General features: G+C 64.3%; 16 protein-coding genes. 6 read left to right on the top strand and 10 right to left on the bottom strand.

Annotated features, from left to right (window positions below; all coding sequences use genetic code 11):
- Nucleotides 1-1015 (top strand): FAD-dependent oxidoreductase (locus tag AC1VS5_RS03220; protein WP_481217680.1); only part of this gene is annotated, 1015 nt, incomplete at its 5' end.
- A gap of 404 nt (nucleotides 1016-1419) precedes the next feature.
- Here the strand turns inward: AC1VS5_RS03220 and AC1VS5_RS03215 are convergent.
- The 6 genes from AC1VS5_RS03215 to AC1VS5_RS03190 all read right to left on the bottom strand — a co-directional run bounded on the left by AC1VS5_RS03215 (nucleotide 1420) and on the right by AC1VS5_RS03190 (nucleotide 7503).
- Nucleotides 1420-2430 (bottom strand): hypothetical protein, encoded by a 1011-nt coding sequence (locus AC1VS5_RS03215; RefSeq protein ID WP_481217679.1) that lies wholly within the window; start codon nucleotides 2428-2430, stop codon nucleotides 1420-1422.
- A 2-nt stretch (nucleotides 2431-2432) separates the two neighbouring features.
- Nucleotides 2433-3203: a hypothetical protein gene (locus AC1VS5_RS03210; RefSeq protein WP_481217678.1), complete on the bottom strand. Its 771-nt coding sequence runs from the start codon at nucleotides 3201-3203 to the stop codon at nucleotides 2433-2435.
- 436 nt (nucleotides 3204-3639) lie between these two features.
- The gene (locus AC1VS5_RS03205) at nucleotides 3640-4113 is read right to left on the bottom strand and encodes a hypothetical protein (RefSeq protein WP_481217677.1); all 474 of its coding nucleotides are present in this window, start codon (nucleotides 4111-4113) and stop codon (nucleotides 3640-3642) included.
- Between the two features lie 262 nt (nucleotides 4114-4375).
- On the bottom strand, nucleotides 4376-4648 hold the full coding sequence (locus AC1VS5_RS03200; RefSeq protein WP_087186152.1) for a metal-sensing transcriptional repressor: 273 nt from the start codon (nucleotides 4646-4648) through the stop codon (nucleotides 4376-4378).
- Nucleotides 4649-4864, bottom strand: coding sequence for a heavy-metal-associated domain-containing protein (locus tag AC1VS5_RS03195; RefSeq protein WP_019127931.1), 216 nt, complete (start codon nucleotides 4862-4864; stop codon nucleotides 4649-4651).
- A gap of 269 nt (nucleotides 4865-5133) precedes the next feature.
- Nucleotides 5134-7503 carry a heavy metal translocating P-type ATPase gene (locus AC1VS5_RS03190; RefSeq protein WP_481217676.1) on the bottom strand — a complete coding sequence of 790 codons (2370 nt, stop codon included), beginning with the start codon at nucleotides 7501-7503 and terminating at the stop codon, nucleotides 5134-5136.
- A 369-nt stretch (nucleotides 7504-7872) separates the two neighbouring features.
- Here AC1VS5_RS03190 and AC1VS5_RS03185 point away from each other — a divergent pair, with 369 nt between their 5' ends.
- Nucleotides 7873-9696: a DEAD/DEAH box helicase gene (locus AC1VS5_RS03185; RefSeq protein ID WP_481217675.1), complete on the top strand. Its 1824-nt coding sequence runs from the start codon at nucleotides 7873-7875 to the stop codon at nucleotides 9694-9696.
- Between the two features lie 213 nt (nucleotides 9697-9909).
- On the opposite strand, the gene AC1VS5_RS03180 is transcribed toward AC1VS5_RS03185, so the two are convergent.
- Nucleotides 9910-10671 (bottom strand): gamma-glutamyl-gamma-aminobutyrate hydrolase family protein, encoded by a 762-nt coding sequence (locus tag AC1VS5_RS03180; protein WP_481217674.1) that lies wholly within the window; start codon nucleotides 10669-10671, stop codon nucleotides 9910-9912.
- A gap of 425 nt (nucleotides 10672-11096) precedes the next feature.
- On the opposite strand from AC1VS5_RS03180, the gene AC1VS5_RS03175 reads away from it, so the two are divergent.
- Together AC1VS5_RS03175 and AC1VS5_RS03170 are read left to right on the top strand one after the other, a co-directional pair.
- Nucleotides 11097-11312 carry a type II toxin-antitoxin system RelB/DinJ family antitoxin gene (locus AC1VS5_RS03175; RefSeq protein WP_019127935.1) on the top strand — a complete coding sequence of 72 codons (216 nt, stop codon included), beginning with the start codon at nucleotides 11097-11099 and terminating at the stop codon, nucleotides 11310-11312.
- An 87-nt stretch (nucleotides 11313-11399) separates the two neighbouring features.
- Nucleotides 11400-12065 (top strand): YoaK family protein, encoded by a 666-nt coding sequence (locus AC1VS5_RS03170; protein ID WP_481217673.1) that lies wholly within the window; start codon nucleotides 11400-11402, stop codon nucleotides 12063-12065.
- Here the strand turns inward: AC1VS5_RS03170 and mnmA are convergent.
- The 3 genes from mnmA to AC1VS5_RS03155 all read right to left on the bottom strand — a co-directional run bounded on the left by mnmA (nucleotide 12062) and on the right by AC1VS5_RS03155 (nucleotide 14916).
- Nucleotides 12062-13204, bottom strand: a complete 1143-nt coding sequence (gene mnmA, locus AC1VS5_RS03165) for a tRNA 2-thiouridine(34) synthase MnmA (RefSeq protein ID WP_481217672.1) — start codon at nucleotides 13202-13204, stop codon at nucleotides 12062-12064. The genes AC1VS5_RS03170 and mnmA overlap by 4 nt on opposite strands.
- Nucleotides 13205-13210: 6 nt before the next feature.
- Nucleotides 13211-14146 (bottom strand): cysteine synthase A, encoded by a 936-nt coding sequence (cysK, locus tag AC1VS5_RS03160; RefSeq protein ID WP_481217671.1) that lies wholly within the window; start codon nucleotides 14144-14146, stop codon nucleotides 13211-13213.
- 407 nt (nucleotides 14147-14553) lie between these two features.
- Nucleotides 14554-14916: a phage holin family protein gene (locus AC1VS5_RS03155; protein WP_419058837.1), complete on the bottom strand. Its 363-nt coding sequence runs from the start codon at nucleotides 14914-14916 to the stop codon at nucleotides 14554-14556.
- 385 nt (nucleotides 14917-15301) lie between these two features.
- On the opposite strand from AC1VS5_RS03155, the gene AC1VS5_RS03150 reads away from it, so the two are divergent.
- Both AC1VS5_RS03150 and AC1VS5_RS03145 read left to right on the top strand, forming a co-directional pair.
- Nucleotides 15302-15601, top strand: a complete 300-nt coding sequence (locus AC1VS5_RS03150) for a YerC/YecD family TrpR-related protein (RefSeq protein ID WP_481217670.1) — start codon at nucleotides 15302-15304, stop codon at nucleotides 15599-15601.
- A gap of 7 nt (nucleotides 15602-15608) precedes the next feature.
- A complete protein-coding gene (locus AC1VS5_RS03145; protein ID WP_481217669.1) occupies nucleotides 15609-16121 on the top strand; it encodes a GNAT family N-acetyltransferase in 513 nt (170 codons plus the stop codon).
- The last annotated feature ends 186 nt before the right edge of the window (nucleotides 16122-16307 follow it).

The raw sequence follows: 16307 nt of genomic DNA, 5'->3' as shown, positions 1-16307 counted from the left end.
TGCGGGACTTGCTGCCGCATGGGAACTCGCGCGGCGCGGGGCGCAGGTGACGGTCGTTGAGCGCGACGACCGCGCCGGCGGGCTGCTCATGTACGGCATCCCCAACATGAAGCTTCCGAAAGACGTGGTCGAGCGCCGCGTGGCCCTTATGAACGAGCTCGGTATCGTGTTCCGCCTGGGGGTCGATGCCTCCGATCCGACGGTCGCCGCCGATCTGCGTTCCGAGTTCGATGCCGTGGTCGTGGCGGCGGGCGCTCGGGCTGCGCGCGGGCTTTCCGCCGAGCACATCGATGCACCGGGCGTCGTGTACGCCGTCGACTACCTGACCGCTGCAACGCGCGCCGTGCTCGAAGGCACCCCCGATGCGCCCGCTACACCTGCCATCTCGGCCGCTGGCTTGGATGTCGTGGTCATCGGCGGCGGCGATACGGGTAACGATTGCGTGGGCACCGCGGTGCGCCAGGGCGCCAAGAGCGTGCGCCAGCTCGAATTCATGCCCGCGCCGCCGGAGCGCCGCCTGCCGGGCAATCCTTGGCCTGAGTGGCCAAACGTCCGCAAGACGGATTACGGCCAGGAAGAGGCTATCGACCTCATGGGCGAAGAGATGCGCTCGTGGGGTGTCGACACTCTTGAGGTGCTGCTTGACGATGCGGGCGCCGCGCGCGGCTTGCGGGTCGTAGATCTCGATTGGACCGCAGGTAGGCCCGAGCGCCTTGCGGGGAGCGAGCGGGAGCTGCCCGCGCAGCTCGTCTTGATTGCCTGCGGCTTCACCGGTCCGGAGCGCGGCGTGTTCGATGCTTTCGGCGTGGCGATGCCCGCCCCGGGGGAGGGGCGCCCCTTGCCTCAGATGATGTCTGCCGAGAGCCATCGCTGCGAGCTTGTTGACGCTGTTTCGCCCGCCTCGGCTGCGGTCTATGTCGCCGGTGACGCTCGCAACGGCTCGTCTCTCGTCGTTTCTGCCATCGCGGATGCCCTCACATGTGTTGCCGAGGTTGCCGAGCATCTCGGCCTGTAACAGAATCGGCCTGGAGACATCTCGAACAGGGCCGCGCCTTGGCCTGGCGTCGTATTTGGCTCTGGCACCGGCCTGGGCTTGGTGCTGCGTTTGACCCTAGTGCCGTGTCCGAGCCACATGCTGTGCCTTGGCCTGTCATCGTGCCAGATGCGCGTGGTGCGCAGCGCAGCCATTTTCACTCGGCGATATCCGCCTGACAAAATGCAAGAAAAGATTGCAACGATTTGCAAGAAAAGGACTGGTTTTGAGCGCCCTGTCTTGCAGAATGTTGCAATCTTTTCTTGCAAAATGTACACGGCGGACGGCGCGGCGGGAGGCACGGGCGAAAGCCCGGACGGAGGCGCAGCGGCAAACGCGACGAGAAAACGTGCGCCGACTAGGGCCGCCTCGATCCGGTGCCGTGTTCAGTGACGCTTTACCTGATCCCAAGCATCGTGCCAGCGACGCGCCTCCACGTGGTCCCGGGGTATGCCAGCGCTTTCGAGCGCCCGACTTAGCCGGATGGGATGGAGAAGGTCCTGATAGGTGAACCGTAGGACCGGATGCCCCAACAAGGTCAGCCGGGATTCGCGCTGACGCTCGGCGACCAGCACCTCGATCGTGGTTCGACCGTTGAGCAGCTGAGGATCCCGGTACTTTCCCATGCCGTCGAACTCGCCGATGGTGCCACGCGGCCCGATCAGCTCCCAGAAAAAATCGACACGATAGGGATGCGCGGGATCGGTGGGGTTGGGGAACTCGACTTGAAGCTCCGGAATTTGGTAACCCTGCGCGATCAGGTAGGCGCGCACGCGGGATTCCCCGCCGTTTTCCGCGCGCCCGTCCGCGCAGGAAGCGATGAGGCGCGCCTGGGCGATGCCGGTGCGATCGTCGGCGATGGAGAGCCGGTCGAGAAGCTCCTCGTTGGTCGTGCCGCGCATGTGGAGGGCGGAGTCCGCGATGGCGAGCCCGTAGCTAAAGGGCGCCTCGCAGAGGCACTCGGCAACCGTTTGCCAAAAGGAGGTGACGTTCATGCCGTCGCGCAGCGCATAGTCGTCGCGGGAGGATGGCCTGCGTGCCCGGCAATGGGGCGCGTTCGGAGGACGGTCCGCGATGATGTGCAGCGCATCGACGAGCGCATGCGGAACATCGAGGCCCCATACGAGCGCCGCGCTGTACGAACGGAAGCGCCAGGTGGGATGCCGTGAGGCCTCCGCTCGCATGAGGTGGAGGGCTCGCTCTGCAGGATCGAGGCCGCTCCAGTATGCATCTCGCGCGTACAGGTTCTTCGCTGGCGAGGCAAGCTGCCCGCGGCTCGCCCGTCGCTTGAGCGCATCAGCATCTCCGTGGCTCGCCACGACAATCGTTCGCGAGGCTTCCGCGTCGTCGAGCAGCGCGTCGATTCGTCGCTGAACCGAAGCATGCAGACCGCCCACGGTCACTCACCCTGCGGTTGCGTGCCGACGTTCGCCGGCCTATCTCGTGTTTCATCTGGCGGAATGGTCGCAGTGCGCCGGTATCTTCCGTCGATGCCGATGATGTCGCGGACGAGGCGCAGGTAGAACGAAGCATGCTCCGCCTCGGGCTTGCGCACACGGTCTTCGGGATGGAAGAACCCGGGTCCATCGAGGGCGGTGTCTGCAGGTGCGGCGCGGTCGTAAAGCCTGGTGTTGGCTAGGGGAACCCAGAGCCCATCGACGCAGGCAATTCTCTCGCCAATGGTTCCGCTCCTCCAGCGGGCTCGTTTGCAGAGCTCGGGGTCGTAGACGTCGTAGCGTCGAGCGGTCTGGATATCTTCGAGCGCGGCCATGCCGCTGCACGTGTCCTTGTCGTGGATGATGAAGCGAGAGAAGATCTGCGTCTCGCAGATTTGCCGCACGTGGTCAAGGTGCAGGGCCTTCGCTCCCGCCGGGGGATGGGCCGCATATTCCTCAAGGGGCGTTCTGTCGTTACGGAAGGGATATTCGAAGAGCATCCATTCCGTAAACATGACGTTGAAGGAATCCGGTTCGATGAAGGGAGGCATGTCATAGAGAAACGCGGGCTCCACGAACGAGATGAACGCACTGGCAGCGTCGGCCAGCAGTTCTTGCTTACGGATTGCCCAGTAGCGGGCCACGGCGTCGATATCACCCGCTACGCACGCCGCCTGCTTCTGCATGTCGCATCGCCCTGCAGTGGCATTGCTTGCTGTTCGTTTTTCGTCCATGGCTTGCTCCTCGTACCACCTCGATGCCGGTCCCGCGCGCAGATTCGCGCGTGATTGATCCCGCGTTGCAAAGGAATCGCATCGGGTTCACCGGCCTTGCATACCCATAGCTTCTATGAGGCAGGTGAACAAATGGCGCGGATGCTTCCTGCATTTTCTGAACACCGTCTGTGAAACAGCTGGTCCCGTGTGGCAAATCGCAAGGTTGCGCCATTGCGTCATGCGCAACAGTTGGTGCGTTGCCACTTCTCATCCATAGAAAAAGCAACGGAATGCGGAAAGCGGGTGGGTGCGGAAGTACTGGCGGGCGCGTCGTCACTGTGAGCGCGACACCGGGGGCGCGACGTGCGCGGCGGGCAAACGGAAAAGGCCGGCTCCGGAAGTTCCGGCGCCGGCTATGCTCGCGTCTCTGTTCGCGAATGCTGTTCTTCGAATGCTACGATTTGGTTTCCATGCGTGCGTGGCACTTAGGGCAGGTGACGATGATTTTCCCCTTGCCGCGGGGAACCGAGAGCATCGTCCCGCAGTTGGGGCACTTGAGGAAGGCCTTCGTCTTGCGTTCCTTCCACATCTTCTTGGCGGTGCGCGCCTGGCGCTTAAGCTGCTCGGCAGAACCCGCACCGCCGCGCGAAGAGCCGCCCCCACGGTATCCGCTGCCGGCGCCGCCGAAACGCTCCCCTACGATGGGAAGCTTGGCCATCATGCGGCGAAACGCTGCGTTCTCGCTATATCGAGCGTCTCGATTCTTGGAGAAGGAGCGCAGGAGGGCAACGATGAGGATAGCGAGTGCGACGATCGAGACGGCGCGCTGGTTGAATATGGTTCCAACAAGTGTAAGCACCACGCCAAGCGCGCCGAGGGCGCATGATAGGTCGTCGACGCCATAGCGATCCTTCATGAAATCTTGCATGCCGAGGGTTCCTCTCCAGTCTTGCTTCGCGTGTGTCAAGCACGCCCGCGCGTCGAGATGGGCGCGGGCGCGGCGTGTCTTGCTCTGTTCTACCCACGGGGCGGCAGATGAACCAAATCATAATAAAAAGCGATGCCTTCTACTGCGGGCCTGCCTTCCGGGGAAACCTGTCATGCGCCCGCCTCTGAGCGTGGCGTCTTGCCGCGCGCTCGCCCCCGAGAGGGGCGCTCTCCAGGGCCCCGCCCGCGTTGCCGTCTCTCGGCTACCGATTGAGCTTATCGATGATGCGCGCGATCTCTTCGAGTTTCTCTTCCTTTTCCTCGGGCGTGCCGCTTTCTGCTGCCGTGCGCACGCAGTGCTCGATATGAGCCTTGAGAACATCGGCGTTCACGCGCGCGAGCAGCGACTCGGTGGCCATGAGCTGGGTCGAGATGTCGATGCAATAGCGGTCTTGCTCGACCATGCGCATGATGCCGTCGATTTGCCCGCGCGCGGTTTTGAGCAGGCGGAGGGTTTTGTCGCGGTCGGCCTGCATTTAGGCGGCCTCAACGGAAAGAGCCTTGAACCCCGCCGCTACAACGGCGCCGGCGAGCGCCTCGGCTGCTACCTCGCCCTCAGTCTCGACCTGCACGGTGTTCGTCTCGTGGTCCGCATCGGCGTCGGTGACGCCTGCGACCTTCATGAGCTCGGTCTCGACGCTTGCGTCGCAGTGGCCGCAGTGAAGGCCTTCGGTCTTGATGATGTACTGCATGGTAACGTCCTTTCTCTTCAGTACGACACGACGATGAATAGTTCGTTCCACTTTTGGGAACTTCGTTTTGGGCGCGGCGCTGATACGAGCAGACAGCGTATCGGCGACCTTGGAAAACGTTCCTCTATCTGGCCGATACCGTCCCTCTCGTAAAAAGATATTCCCAAAAGTGAAACGAAGGTACCCAGAAGAGGCGTCTCGGGCGACGGGTTTCTCCCGCACGAGTTGCCAGTCCCCGTTCGAGACGGCAATCCGTGCAGCGGCGCTGCCTAGCGTCTCGCGATTGGCGCGATGCGGTCGGTCGCGCTCGGCTTGAACCCGCGTAGGCGAAGCGCGTTCGCGCAGACGCAGAGGCTCGAGAGGCTCATGGCTGCCGCGCCGAACATGGGTGAGAGCTGCCAGCCCAGCAGGGGGAAGAACCCGCCCGCCGCAAGCGGGATGCCGCAGGCATTGTAGAAGAGCGCCCAGAAGAGGTCCTGTTTGATGTTGCGGATCACCGCACGCGAGAGCTCGATCGCCCGCGCCACATCCATGAGGTCGCTCCTCATGAGCACCACGTCGGCGCCCTCCTTGGCGATGTCCGCCCCCGTTCCAATCGCGAGGCCCACATCGGCGCGGGCGAGCGCGGGGGAGTCGTTGATGCCGTCTCCCACCATGGCCACGCTGCGCCCCTCGTCTTGCAGGGCGCGCACATGGCGCTCCTTGTCGGCGGGCATGACGTCAGCCACCACATCTGAGACGCCCACGCTGCGCGCGATGGCGCCTGCCGTGAGGGCGTTGTCGCCGGTGAGCATGACCGTCTTGATGCCGAGGCCCTCGAGCGCGCGGATGGCAGCGGCGCTTGTGGGCTTGACCTCGTCGGCGACGGCGATGGTCCCCGCGAGCTGTCCGTTGCGGGCGAAGAAGAGCGGCGTCTTGCCGGCTCGCGCGAACTGCTCGAGCTGTTCTGTCGGCACCTCGATGCCCAGCTCTTCCATAAGGGCGGCGTTGCCGGCTGCGACGACACTCGCCCCTTCACGCGCCGTCACGCCGCGCCCGGGAAGCGCGGTGAAGTCCTCGACCGTGCGCGCCACGATGCCCATCTCGTCGGCGCGCGCCATGATGGCCTCGGCGAGAGGGTGCTCACTTTTCTTCTCGAGCGCCGCGGCGAGCTTCATGAGGGCCTTCTCGCTCATGGCGGGGGCGCCGTCTGGGCGCTCGGCGGGCAGGACGTCGGTTACCGCGGGCGCGCCCTTGGTGATGGTGCCCGTCTTATCGAGGACCACGGTGTCAACCCTTTGCAGCGTCTCGAGCGCCTCCGCGCTCTTGAATAGCACGCCCATCTCGGCGCCTTTGCCCGTGCCCACCATGATGGCGAGCGGCGTGGCGAGTCCGAGCGCGCACGGGCAGCTGATGACCACCACGGCAACGGCCGAGGTAAGCGCTTCGTTGGGATTGCCCGTGAGGGCGAGCCATGCGACGAAGGTGATTGCCGCGATGCCGAGGACCACGGGTACGAACACGCCGGCGACTTTGTCGGCCAGGCGCGCGATGGGCGCTTTGGTGGCGTTGGCGTCCTCGACGAGCTGGATGATGCGGGCTAGCGCCGTGTCTGCGCCCACACGGGTGGCTCGGAAGGTGAACGAGCCCGTGCGGTTGATGGTTGCTGCGTTCACCGTGTCGCCCGGCGCCTTCTCCACGGGTATCGATTCTCCCGTGAGCGCGCTCTCGTCTACCGCCGAGGACCCCTCGAGCACCACGCCGTCGACGGGCACTGCCTCGCCGGGACGCACGAGGATGGTCTGTCCGAGCTGGATCTCCTCAACGGCCACGGTGGCCTCGTTGCCCTCCTCGTCCACGATGGTGGCGGTTTTGGGTGCGAGGTCGATGAGCTTCTCGATGGCACCACCGGTTTTGGATTTGCTGCGCGTCTCCAGGTACTTGCCCACCGTGACGAGCGAGAGAATCGTTCCCGCGCTCTCGAAGTAGAGGTTGTCCATCGCCGTCGCATGCGCTGCGTGGAGCCCCGCGGACGTGCCTGCGGCAAGCTGGTCGGCCATGAGGAACATTGCGTAGACCGACCAAGCGATGCTCGCCGCGGCGCCGATGGCGATGAGCGTGTCCATGGTGGGGCCGCCGTGTGCCAATGATCTAAAGCCGTTCTCGAAGTAGGAGCGGTTCATGAAGACGATGGGAATGGTGAGCACGAGCTCGGTGAGGGCGAGCGTCATGCCGTGTGCGGGGTCGGTGAAGACCGCGGGCACCGGCCAGCCGAGCATGTGCCCCATACCGATGTAGAAGAGCGGAATCCAGAATGCGAGCGAGACGATGAGCCGCGTCTTCATGGCGCGCGCGGTGGCCTCGAGCTTCTTGGTGGGGGATTCGAGTCGAGCCGCGCGGGCGGGGGAGGTGCCGGCGGCGGCTGCGCTATCGGGGCCGGCTGCCTCCGCGACGGGCGTGGCGGAGTAGCCGGCGCGATCCACGGCGGTGCAGATGTCGTCGTCGGTGAGTGCGCTCTCGTCGAAATCGACGGTCATCGAGCCGGATAGCAGGTTGACGGCGACATTCGTCACGCCTGGTAGCTTTGAGACGGCTTTTTCCACATGGGTTTGGCATGCCGCGCAGGTCATGCCTCCCACGTCAAATGCTTCATGTGCCATGGGGCGTCCCTTCAATTGAGGTATGTTATCCATGTCATACTCTTTATACACCTATACCCCCTGGGGGTGTCAAGCACTAGGGGACAACCGCTTTCTCAGCTGCCGGTACAACGCTCGCCCCGCCATGCTGCTATGGTCTTCACATGTGGCGATCTGGTTTTCGCGCCGCGCGGCCGTCTCGCCCCCTATACTTGCCTGCGGCGAACCTGCTCCATCGCAGATTACGGTGCGACCGCATCCACGCACCCTGCGATTCGCCCGATTGATACAACATCTGCTACCGACGCGCCCATGCGCCGTTGCCCGTTCGGCGCTCTGCCCGCGCCGTCCATGCGGCGTCGTACATGGCGCATAGAATGGACATACAACATGGATTCAAGTAACGCAGCCGAGGTTCTCGGCTTCGATAGTCTCGGCCTTTCGGACGAGGTGCTCGCCGCCGTGCGTGATCTCGGCTATACCGAGCCCACTCCGGTGCAGGCGGCGGCAATTCCCGAGGTGCTCGCTGGCCGCGATCTCCTTGCCGCTGCGCAGACGGGTACGGGTAAAACTGCGGCGTTCCTGCTTCCGACCATGTGCCGCCTGGGCCATGTGGCTCCGCGCGGCGAGCGCCGTCGGCGTGCTCGCGGTCGCGGGCCGCTCATGCTCGTGGTGACGCCAACGCGCGAGCTTGCCCAGCAGATTGAAGATGTTTGCGCACGCGTGGCCGAGCATACGGGGCATATCGCGGTAACCGTCGTGGGAGGCGTTGGCTACAACCCTCAGAGGAGCGCCCTCAAAAACGGTTGCGACATCCTCGTGGCCACGCCGGGGCGTCTCGTCGACCTTCTCGGCGAGGGGAGCTGCAGCCTAAGCGAGGTGCAGGTACTCGTGCTTGACGAGGCCGATCGCATGCTCGACATGGGGTTCCTTCCCGATATGCGCAAGATCGTGGGGGCCACGCCGGACGATCGCCAAACCCTGCTCTTCTCTGCCACGTTGGACGAGAAGGCCGTGGGTGCGGTAACCGACCTCGTGCGCGACCCTGCGCGCGTGGAGATCGCGCCGCCGCGCAGCACTGCCGACACGGTGGATCAGTACGTGCTGCCCGTATCCTCCGAAGCGAAAAACGCCCTGCTTGCGAACGTTCTCAAGCGCGAGGGGCCGGAGCGCGTGATCGTGTTCATGCGCACCAAGCATCGCGCGGACGGCTGCTGCCGGCGCCTCGCCCGTGCAGGCATCAAGGCGGCGCCCATCCATGGCAACCGTACCCAGGCGCAGCGCGAGCGCGCACTCAAGGCGTTCCGCGATGGCGAGGTCGATGTGCTCGTGGCGACCGACGTGCTCGCGCGCGGTATCGACATCACCGACGTTCGCTATGTGGTGAATTTTGACGTGCCGAGCGAGCCGACCGACTACATCCACCGTATCGGTAGGACCGGTCGCGCCGGTGAGGTTGGTTGGGCGCTTACGTTCGTGACGGAGCTCGATGTAGAGGAGTTCTTCGACATCGAAGCGCTCATGGGAAAGACGGCAGACCTCTACGACGCCGATGGGCTCGAGCTGGGCGCTCATCCGCCCGTCATCGATCCCGGTCGCGTGCCGGCTTCGCGCGCCAAGAAGAAGACGAAGCGCGGCAAGTCGACATCCAAGAAGAAGCGCTCCAGCACGGGTTCGCACGGTTCCGCTCGGCGCGGCGCGCACGGCCGCACTGCCCCGGGCAGTTCGGATGCGAGCGGCGAGGGCGTGCAGCGGGATGGCTCTAGGTCAAAGGTTGCCGCCCCCGCCGCGGGTGCGGACGAGAAGGCACCGCGTCCAGCCCGTCCCAAACGCTCTGGTAGAGCGCGCGTGCGCTCGAACGATGAGGATTCCGAACGGCGAGGGCGCGATGAGAAGCTCGTCCATGACGAGCCGCGCAGCACCCGGGCGAATCGTTCGGGCCGGGGCGCTCGCACCAACCGACAAAGCGGCGCCGGTGCTGGCGAGGCGATGACCAAGAAGAGTCGCGGCGGCAGGGCCCGCGGCGCGCAGCGAGGCGCCTCGTCGCGCGATGCGCTCTCCCACGATTGGCGTAACAGCGATTTTCCCGATGAGCGTCGGGGTCGCGGCGGCAGGGGTGGCCATGCGGCGGGTACCGTCTCTCGTTCGGGCCGCATGGGTAAGCCCGCGGGCCATTCGCGCCGTCCCGGCGATTTTGGCGGCCGACGGAAGTAGGGACGGCCCGGAAGCAGCGACGGGGTGCGGCTAGTCTAAGTTGCCGCGACAAAGTGCGGGCGGCCTGCATACCGTGACGATGTGCGAACACCTTGGTTGCGGCGATGGGATGGTCCGGAAGCAGCAACGGAGTGCAGGAAGGTGCACCCCGTGGGCTCATGCCACGTAAGTGCCCCGCGGACTGCGGGTCCTAGAGCCAGCTTCCGCTGCGAATCAGCTTGCTTGGGCGCACGCTTCGACAAATCGGTTGAAGAGGCGCGCCATGGGCTCTTTGCTCGCATGGTATTCCGGGTGCCATTGCACGCCCAGCATAAAGGGGGCATCGGGGCGCTCGATGGCCTCGATTACGCCGTCGGGCGCGATGGCGCTCGCGGTGTAGCCCGCGCCGAGGTCTCGAATCGCCTGATGGTGGAGAGAATTCACGGCGAGCTCGCTCTCGCCGAGGATACCTCCCAACACGCTTCCGCCTTTGATCTCGACCGTGTGCGAAATTCGCCCATCCATATATTCGTTATGGACGATAGCGAGGGCCCCAGAGGCCGGTGCGTGCTGCGCATCGAGGTCATGGTAGAGCGTGCCCCCGTGAGCGATGTTCATGATCTGCGCGCCGCGACATATGCCGAGAATCGGCAGCCCTCGCTGCTCTGCGCTGGATAAGAGGTGGAGTTCCGCGGCGTCGCGTAGGGGAGTCGTTTCGCCTACCAGCCGTTCCCCTGATAACGCTTCGACCCCGCATCGCTCGAGCGCGCTTCTATAGCGAGCGGGTTCTATATCTGCTCCGCCTGTGAGCATAAGGCCGTCGGCGCGGTCAAGATACTCATCGTATACATCGGAGTGTTCCGTTAGAGGAAGCACGACGGGTAAGCCGCCCGCTCGCACGATGGCGTCGGCATAGTTCTCGCACAAGCGAAAGGCAGTTTCGCCAAGATACGTGGTGAGCGATGCCGTTGCGAGAATAAGGGGGCGATGCGCCATGGGGCTCCTTCGAGAGCATGGCTCGCAACGGCGCGGTGCGTGCCGCTGTGGGCCATGGGGTTAATCGACAAAACTTGGCTCAAAGGACTGCTTTTTCGAGCGCCTATGAAGTATAGACGCTTTTCCGTATCTCAAAACCCCAGCTCAGAGATTTGCCGAAAAACGAGCTGCTCGGGGTGCCTGGCAAAATTCGATCCTTTGAGACAAGTTTTGCATTGAACAGTTCGCGTTGCCCTTGCGCGGGCGCTCCAGGTGCGTTAATCTATCAACGGGGTATAACTTAGTAATACTTAGTAATACCACGAAGCAACATCACACCAAGCCTGGGCGCGCGGCATGGGCCGAGTTAGGTCATTGGTAGTGCGACATCGGCACATGCCGCGCGCCCAGGTAAACGCACTCGTTCGTTCCACCGAGGTACGACCATGGCAGATCACATGACCCCGGTCGTCGCGAAGGTGCTGCCTGAAGAGAAGGCAGCCTTCGCGGCGGCAACGCAGCGCGTGGGCACCACGCCCTCGAATGCCATACGAATGTTCATCGCCGCCTTCAACCGGTGTGGCACCTTTCCCTTCGACATCTCGCCCACGGGGGCCTTCGGCCCGGGGGACGGGTCTGCAAACGTTTCGACAACTGATTGATCCCCGGCGCCCATCCCCTTCGGATGCGCTACGATGGCATGCGTCATATGGGCGACGCGCGGAATCGCGCCGGAAGGGTGCCGGTACATGGAGCGAGCGAAGCAGACCTCCGAATCGATCGAACTCGGAATCGTGCTTGCCCTCGCGGGCGGGTTCATGGATGCGTATTCCTACGTTGCGCGCGACGGCGTGTTCGCCAACGCCCAGACGGGCAACATCCTGCTCACCGGCGTCCACATCTCAGAGGGCGACTACGCGCTGGCGCTCAGGTTCCTGGCCCCCGTGCTGTGCTTCTCGCTCGGCATCATGCTGAGCGACCTCGTGCACGAGCGCTTCTCGAGCCGGATCCACTGGCGCCAGGTGACGGTGCTCGTGGAAGCGCTCATCTTGCTCGGCGTGAGCTTCGTCCCCGGCGACCTCAACATCCTGGCGAACAGCCTGACGTCGCTCGCCTGCGGCATGCAGGTCGAGTCGTTCCGCAAGATCCACGGGCACGGCATCGCGACGACGATGTGCATCGGCAACCTGCGCTCGGCGCTGCAGAGCGTCGACGACTACATCGTCACGCACAAGCGGGGGTTCCTGGAGAACGGGGTGCTCTACTTCGGCGTGATCCTCTGCTTCGTGATCGGCGCGATCTTGGGCAACTGGTTCATCGACCTGCTCTCGCTGCGCGCGATCGCGGTGTGCGCAGCGCTCCACTTCCTGGCGTTCCTCCTCATGTTCATAGACCGCGAGCGGCCCGGGGCCTAGGCGCCCGCCGCGCAGAGGATGCGCCCGCCGCCCAGCACGACGTCCCCGTCGTAGAGCACGACCGCCTGCCCGGGCGCGACGGCGCGCTGGGGCTCGTCGAAATCGATGCGGAGCGCCTCCCCGCGGACGGGCACGGGCCCCGCCGCGCATTCGGGGGGCAGCGCCCGCCGCACGCGGACCGCCTGGTCGGCCTGGTGGTAGCGGATGCGCGCGGCCGCGCGGAGCGGCGCCGCGTCGAGCCGGGCCTCCGTGTCGGGCGCGGGGGCCGACCAGGTCCAGCTGTCGGCGATGAGCGCGCCCGACATCAGGTCGGCCTCGTCGCCCAGGGTTACGGTGTTGGCTCGCGCGTCGATGCCTGTTACATAGAGCGGCCGCGCTGCCGCCACACCAAGGCCCTTGCGCTGGCCCACGGTGTAGCGGATGGCGCCATGATGAGTGCCCAGCACCGATCCGCTCGTATCGACGATATCTCCGTCGGGAAGCGCCTGGCCCCTACGGCGCTCGATGAACGTGGCGAAGTCGTTGTCGGGAACGAAGCAGATGCCTTGGCTATCCCGCTTCGCCGCGTTCTCGAAGCCGTGCTCGCGCGCGATGCGGCGCACGTCGCCCTGTTTCGTGAGCCCGCCCAGGGGGAACAGCACATGAGCGAGCTCCTCCTGCGTGAGCCCATAGAGGAAGTAGCTCTGGTCCTTGCTTCGGTCGACGGCCTTCATAAGGGCGAAGGAGCCGCTTTCCAGCTGCTCAACGCGCGCATAATGCCCCGTTGCCAGATACTCGCACCCGAGTTCGCGGGCATGGGCGAGCAGGGCGCCGAACTTGATGCGCTGGTTGCAGATGGCACAGGGGTTGGGCGTGGTGCCCAGCTCATAGGCGCGGCAAAACGCCTCGATCACGTCGCGTTCGAACGCGTCGCGGCAGTCGAGCACCGTGAACGGTATGCCGAGCCGATGCGCCACGGCACGCGCGTCCTCGATATCGGCGAGGTTGCCGCATGCGCGCGCGGGGTCGCGTCCCGAGGTCTCGGCGTCGTAGAGACGCATCGTGACGCCGATGCAGTCGTGGCCGGCCGAAGACAGCAGGTAGGCGGTAACGCTTGAATCGCCCCCGCCGCTCATGGCGATGAGAACCCGCGTGCCCACGGCGGCCTACGCAAACATAGGGGTCGAGAGGTAGCGCTCGCCCGTGTCTACAAGGAACGCCACGATGGTCTTGCCCTCGTTTTCCGGGCGGCGGGCAAGTTTGAGTGCGGCCCAGGTGGCGGCGCCAGACGAGATGCCCACGAGCAGCCCCTCCTCAGCGCCGAGGCGGCGGCCCACGGCGTAGGAATCCTCGGTGGTAACGGTCATCACCTTGTCATAGACGTGCGTGTCGAGCACCTCGGGCACAAACCCCGCGCCGATGCCCTGGATACCGTGGGGGCCGGGCTTGCCGCCCGAGAGCACGGGGGAGTCGGCGGGCTCCACGGCGACGAGCTCGATTGCAGGGTTCTGCTCCTTAAGGTAGCCGCCCGCGCCCGTGATGGCGCCTCCCGTGCCCACGCCGGCGACGAAGATGTCGACGCTGCCGTCGGTGTCGTCCCAGATCTCGGGGCCGGTGGTGGCGCGGTGGATGGCGGGGTTCGCGGGGTTCACGAACTGGCCTGCGATGATGCTCTTCGGCGTGGCGCTCTGGAGCTCGTTTGCGCGCTCGATGGCTCCCGCCATGCCTTTGGCCCCCGGGGTGAGCACGAGCTCGGCGCCGTAGGCGCGCACAAGCTGGCGACGCTCGACGCTCATAGTCTCGGGCATGACGATGATGGCGCGGTAGCCGCGAGCGGCTGCCACGGCAGCGAGTCCGACACCGGTGTTGCCCGAGGTGGGCTCGATGATGGTATAGCCCTCATGCGGGCGGATGGCACCTTCGCGCTCAGCTGTTTCGATCATCGAGAGCGCGACGCGGTCCTTGGCAGAGCCGGCCGGGTTCGAGCGCTCGAGCTTGACGAGCACACGCGCCTTGAGGCCGTCCGTGCGCTCGATGTTGCTGAGCTCCAGCAGCGGGGTGTGGCCGATCAGCTGGTCGATGGAGGTGAAGATGTTTGCCATGATTGGTCTCCTTCTCGCGCGGCTTCGAATGCCGACGCGGTGTTGCTGGTCGAATATCGATATTGTAGACACGAGCTGCCACGATCGCGAGGCCGCGTCGCGTGTCTCTGGGAAGTTCGTTCCACTTTTGGGAACTTGTTTCTCGGCTTGGCCGTGTGTGGCAATGCTCCTTCAATGGGTACCTGCGGTTTTGTGAGTTGCGTATCCCGGTGTGGTGGCCGGGCGGCAAAAGATATTCCCAAAAGTGGAACGAATAAAGCGGTAGTCGCTTGGCGCGCGCTCTGGCAGGGTGAATGAGGCGGTAGCAAGGTAAGATGACGACAGCGTAGCCCGTGCCATCTGTGGTCGCGAAGCCCCCTCCGCCCGGCTCGTGCGACGGGTGGGCGCGGGCCCGATGGGGCGTGAGGCTAGTGCTTCTTCACGCCCAAGATAGTACACATGATGCTCACGATGATCGCGCCAACGAATGCCGAAACGAAGTTGGCGGCCACGATACCCGAGCCGAGCAGGTTGAGCGAAAGCGAGCTTGCAAGCTGGAGCATGAGGCCGTTCACCATAAGCTGGAAGAGCCCGAGCGTGATGATGGTGAGCGGGAGCGCGAGCACCGTGAAGATGGGCTTCACGAGCGAATTGACGAGCGAGAGGAAAAGTCCGGTGAATATGTAGCACAGCCAGGGCTCGACGGTGCCCAGGACGAAGATGCCCGGGACGAACCAATCGGCGATCGCGATGGCGATCGAGGTGAAGAGCCAGTTGAGCAGGAAGGTCATGGGAGGCCTTTCGGGAGCGCGCTGTGTGGGCCGGTTCGTTGCGACATGCGGTTACGGCGCGGAGTCTTGTCTTGCGGTTCGCGAGTTCGCCGGGCGCGCGCTTGCGGTTCCGCCGGGTTCGCGAAGTTTCGACCGATTATGCCCCAACTGGGATCACATATTTCCGATGGGCGGAGTATGTGAAGAGTTGAAGGATGGCGAGGTGCCCACACGGTTGATGGAAGCTGGTGCGACGCAGCCGGCGATGTACCCGTATGATGCCTCTGAAGTGCGGCGCTTTAGCGAAGTGGTGTGGTACACTGCGACGTGCGCCAGCGTGCGACCATTATCGCCAGGGCGCGTTGCAGAGCGCATACACAAACGGGGCGAACGGGGGCGGTGCCGCATGAATATCGAGAAGATGTATGAACGTGAAGATGTCGAGCAGCTGGTACGCGCATTTTCTATGCTGCACGGCGAGGCGGACATCAAGGCGTTTCTAACCGATCTGCTCACCCCGCGCGAGATCTGCGATTTGGCGCAGCGCCTGCAGGTGGCGCGCTGCCTCGACGAGGGCGAGCCCTACGTGCAGGTGCAGGCGCGCACCGGCGCGTCATCGACCACGGTGAGCCGCGTGTCGAAGGCGCTCAATGGCGAGTACGGCGGCTATCGCAGGCTCCTGATTCGTTTGGAGGACGAGAGGTAGACAAGGGATGGAGACCGTTGTTCTTGAGGCTGTTACGTCTGAAACCGTGAGCGCGCTCGCTGAGCTCGCCCACGAGATCTGGTTTGAGTACTGGCCGTCGCTCATCGGAGCGGACCAGACGTCATATATGGTCGATCGGTTCCAGTCGCTGCCGGCGATCGAGCGCGACATGCGCGATCATGCCTACGAGTATTGGTTCGTGCGCGCCGTGGACGACGGGCGCATCGTGGGATATACGGGCGGGCATGTCGAGCCCGAGACCAACCGATTCTTTATCTCCAAGATCTATCTTCTGGCATCGGAACGCGGAAAGCATTTTGCGAGCGCCGTGATCTCCTTCTATGAGCGACTTTGCCGCGAGCGCGGCCTCTCTGCCATGTATCTCACCGTCAACAAGGGTAACGACCTGGGCGTTCGCGCATATCGTGGCAACGGCTTCTCTGTTATCGATGCCGTCGAGACCGATATCGGTCAAGGGTTCATCATGGACGATTACATCATGGAGAAGCGCGTGAAATAAGGGCTTGCCCTGCGACCTCGGTGCATCAGCACCATGAAGAGTGGAATCGCTTTGTTCTGTTAGCTAAACGGCGTTCGGCCACCGCGCATCGGGGGCGAAGGCGGCAGAGCGGGGGCTTCTGGTATCTTCCATAGGTCAAGATATACAAACATATGTTCGCTATTCATGCTATAATCGCCTTAACGA

It is taken from the genome of Enorma sp. (assembly GCF_982429025.1).
This window is presented reverse-complemented; position numbering and strand designations above follow the sequence as displayed.

Bases quoted from the DNA above. Each gene is read 5' to 3' on its own strand.
- AC1VS5_RS03210 (WP_481217678.1), bottom strand. From the start codon at position 3,203: ATGGACGAAAAACGAACAGCAAGCAATGCCACTGCAGGGCGATGCGAC.
- AC1VS5_RS03205 (WP_481217677.1), bottom strand. From the start codon at position 4,113: ATGCAAGATTTCATGAAGGATCGCTATGGCGTCGACGACCTATCATGC.
- AC1VS5_RS03200 (WP_087186152.1), bottom strand. From the start codon at position 4,648: ATGCAGGCCGACCGCGACAAAACCCTCCGCCTGCTCAAAACCGCGCGC.
- AC1VS5_RS03195 (WP_019127931.1), bottom strand. From the start codon at position 4,864: ATGCAGTACATCATCAAGACCGAAGGCCTTCACTGCGGCCACTGCGAC.
- AC1VS5_RS03190 (WP_481217676.1), bottom strand. From the start codon at position 7,503: ATGGCACATGAAGCATTTGACGTGGGAGGCATGACCTGCGCGGCATGC.
- AC1VS5_RS03185 (WP_481217675.1), top strand. From the start codon at position 7,873: ATGGATTCAAGTAACGCAGCCGAGGTTCTCGGCTTCGATAGTCTCGGC.
- AC1VS5_RS03180 (WP_481217674.1), bottom strand. From the start codon at position 10,671: ATGGCGCATCGCCCCCTTATTCTCGCAACGGCATCGCTCACCACGTAT.
- AC1VS5_RS03175 (WP_019127935.1), top strand. From the start codon at position 11,097: ATGGCAGATCACATGACCCCGGTCGTCGCGAAGGTGCTGCCTGAAGAG.
- AC1VS5_RS03170 (WP_481217673.1), top strand. From the start codon at position 11,400: ATGGAGCGAGCGAAGCAGACCTCCGAATCGATCGAACTCGGAATCGTG.
- cysK (WP_481217671.1), bottom strand. From the start codon at position 14,146: ATGGCAAACATCTTCACCTCCATCGACCAGCTGATCGGCCACACCCCG.
- AC1VS5_RS03155 (WP_419058837.1), bottom strand. From the start codon at position 14,916: ATGACCTTCCTGCTCAACTGGCTCTTCACCTCGATCGCCATCGCGATC.
- AC1VS5_RS03150 (WP_481217670.1), top strand. From the start codon at position 15,302: ATGAATATCGAGAAGATGTATGAACGTGAAGATGTCGAGCAGCTGGTA.
- AC1VS5_RS03145 (WP_481217669.1), top strand. From the start codon at position 15,609: ATGGAGACCGTTGTTCTTGAGGCTGTTACGTCTGAAACCGTGAGCGCG.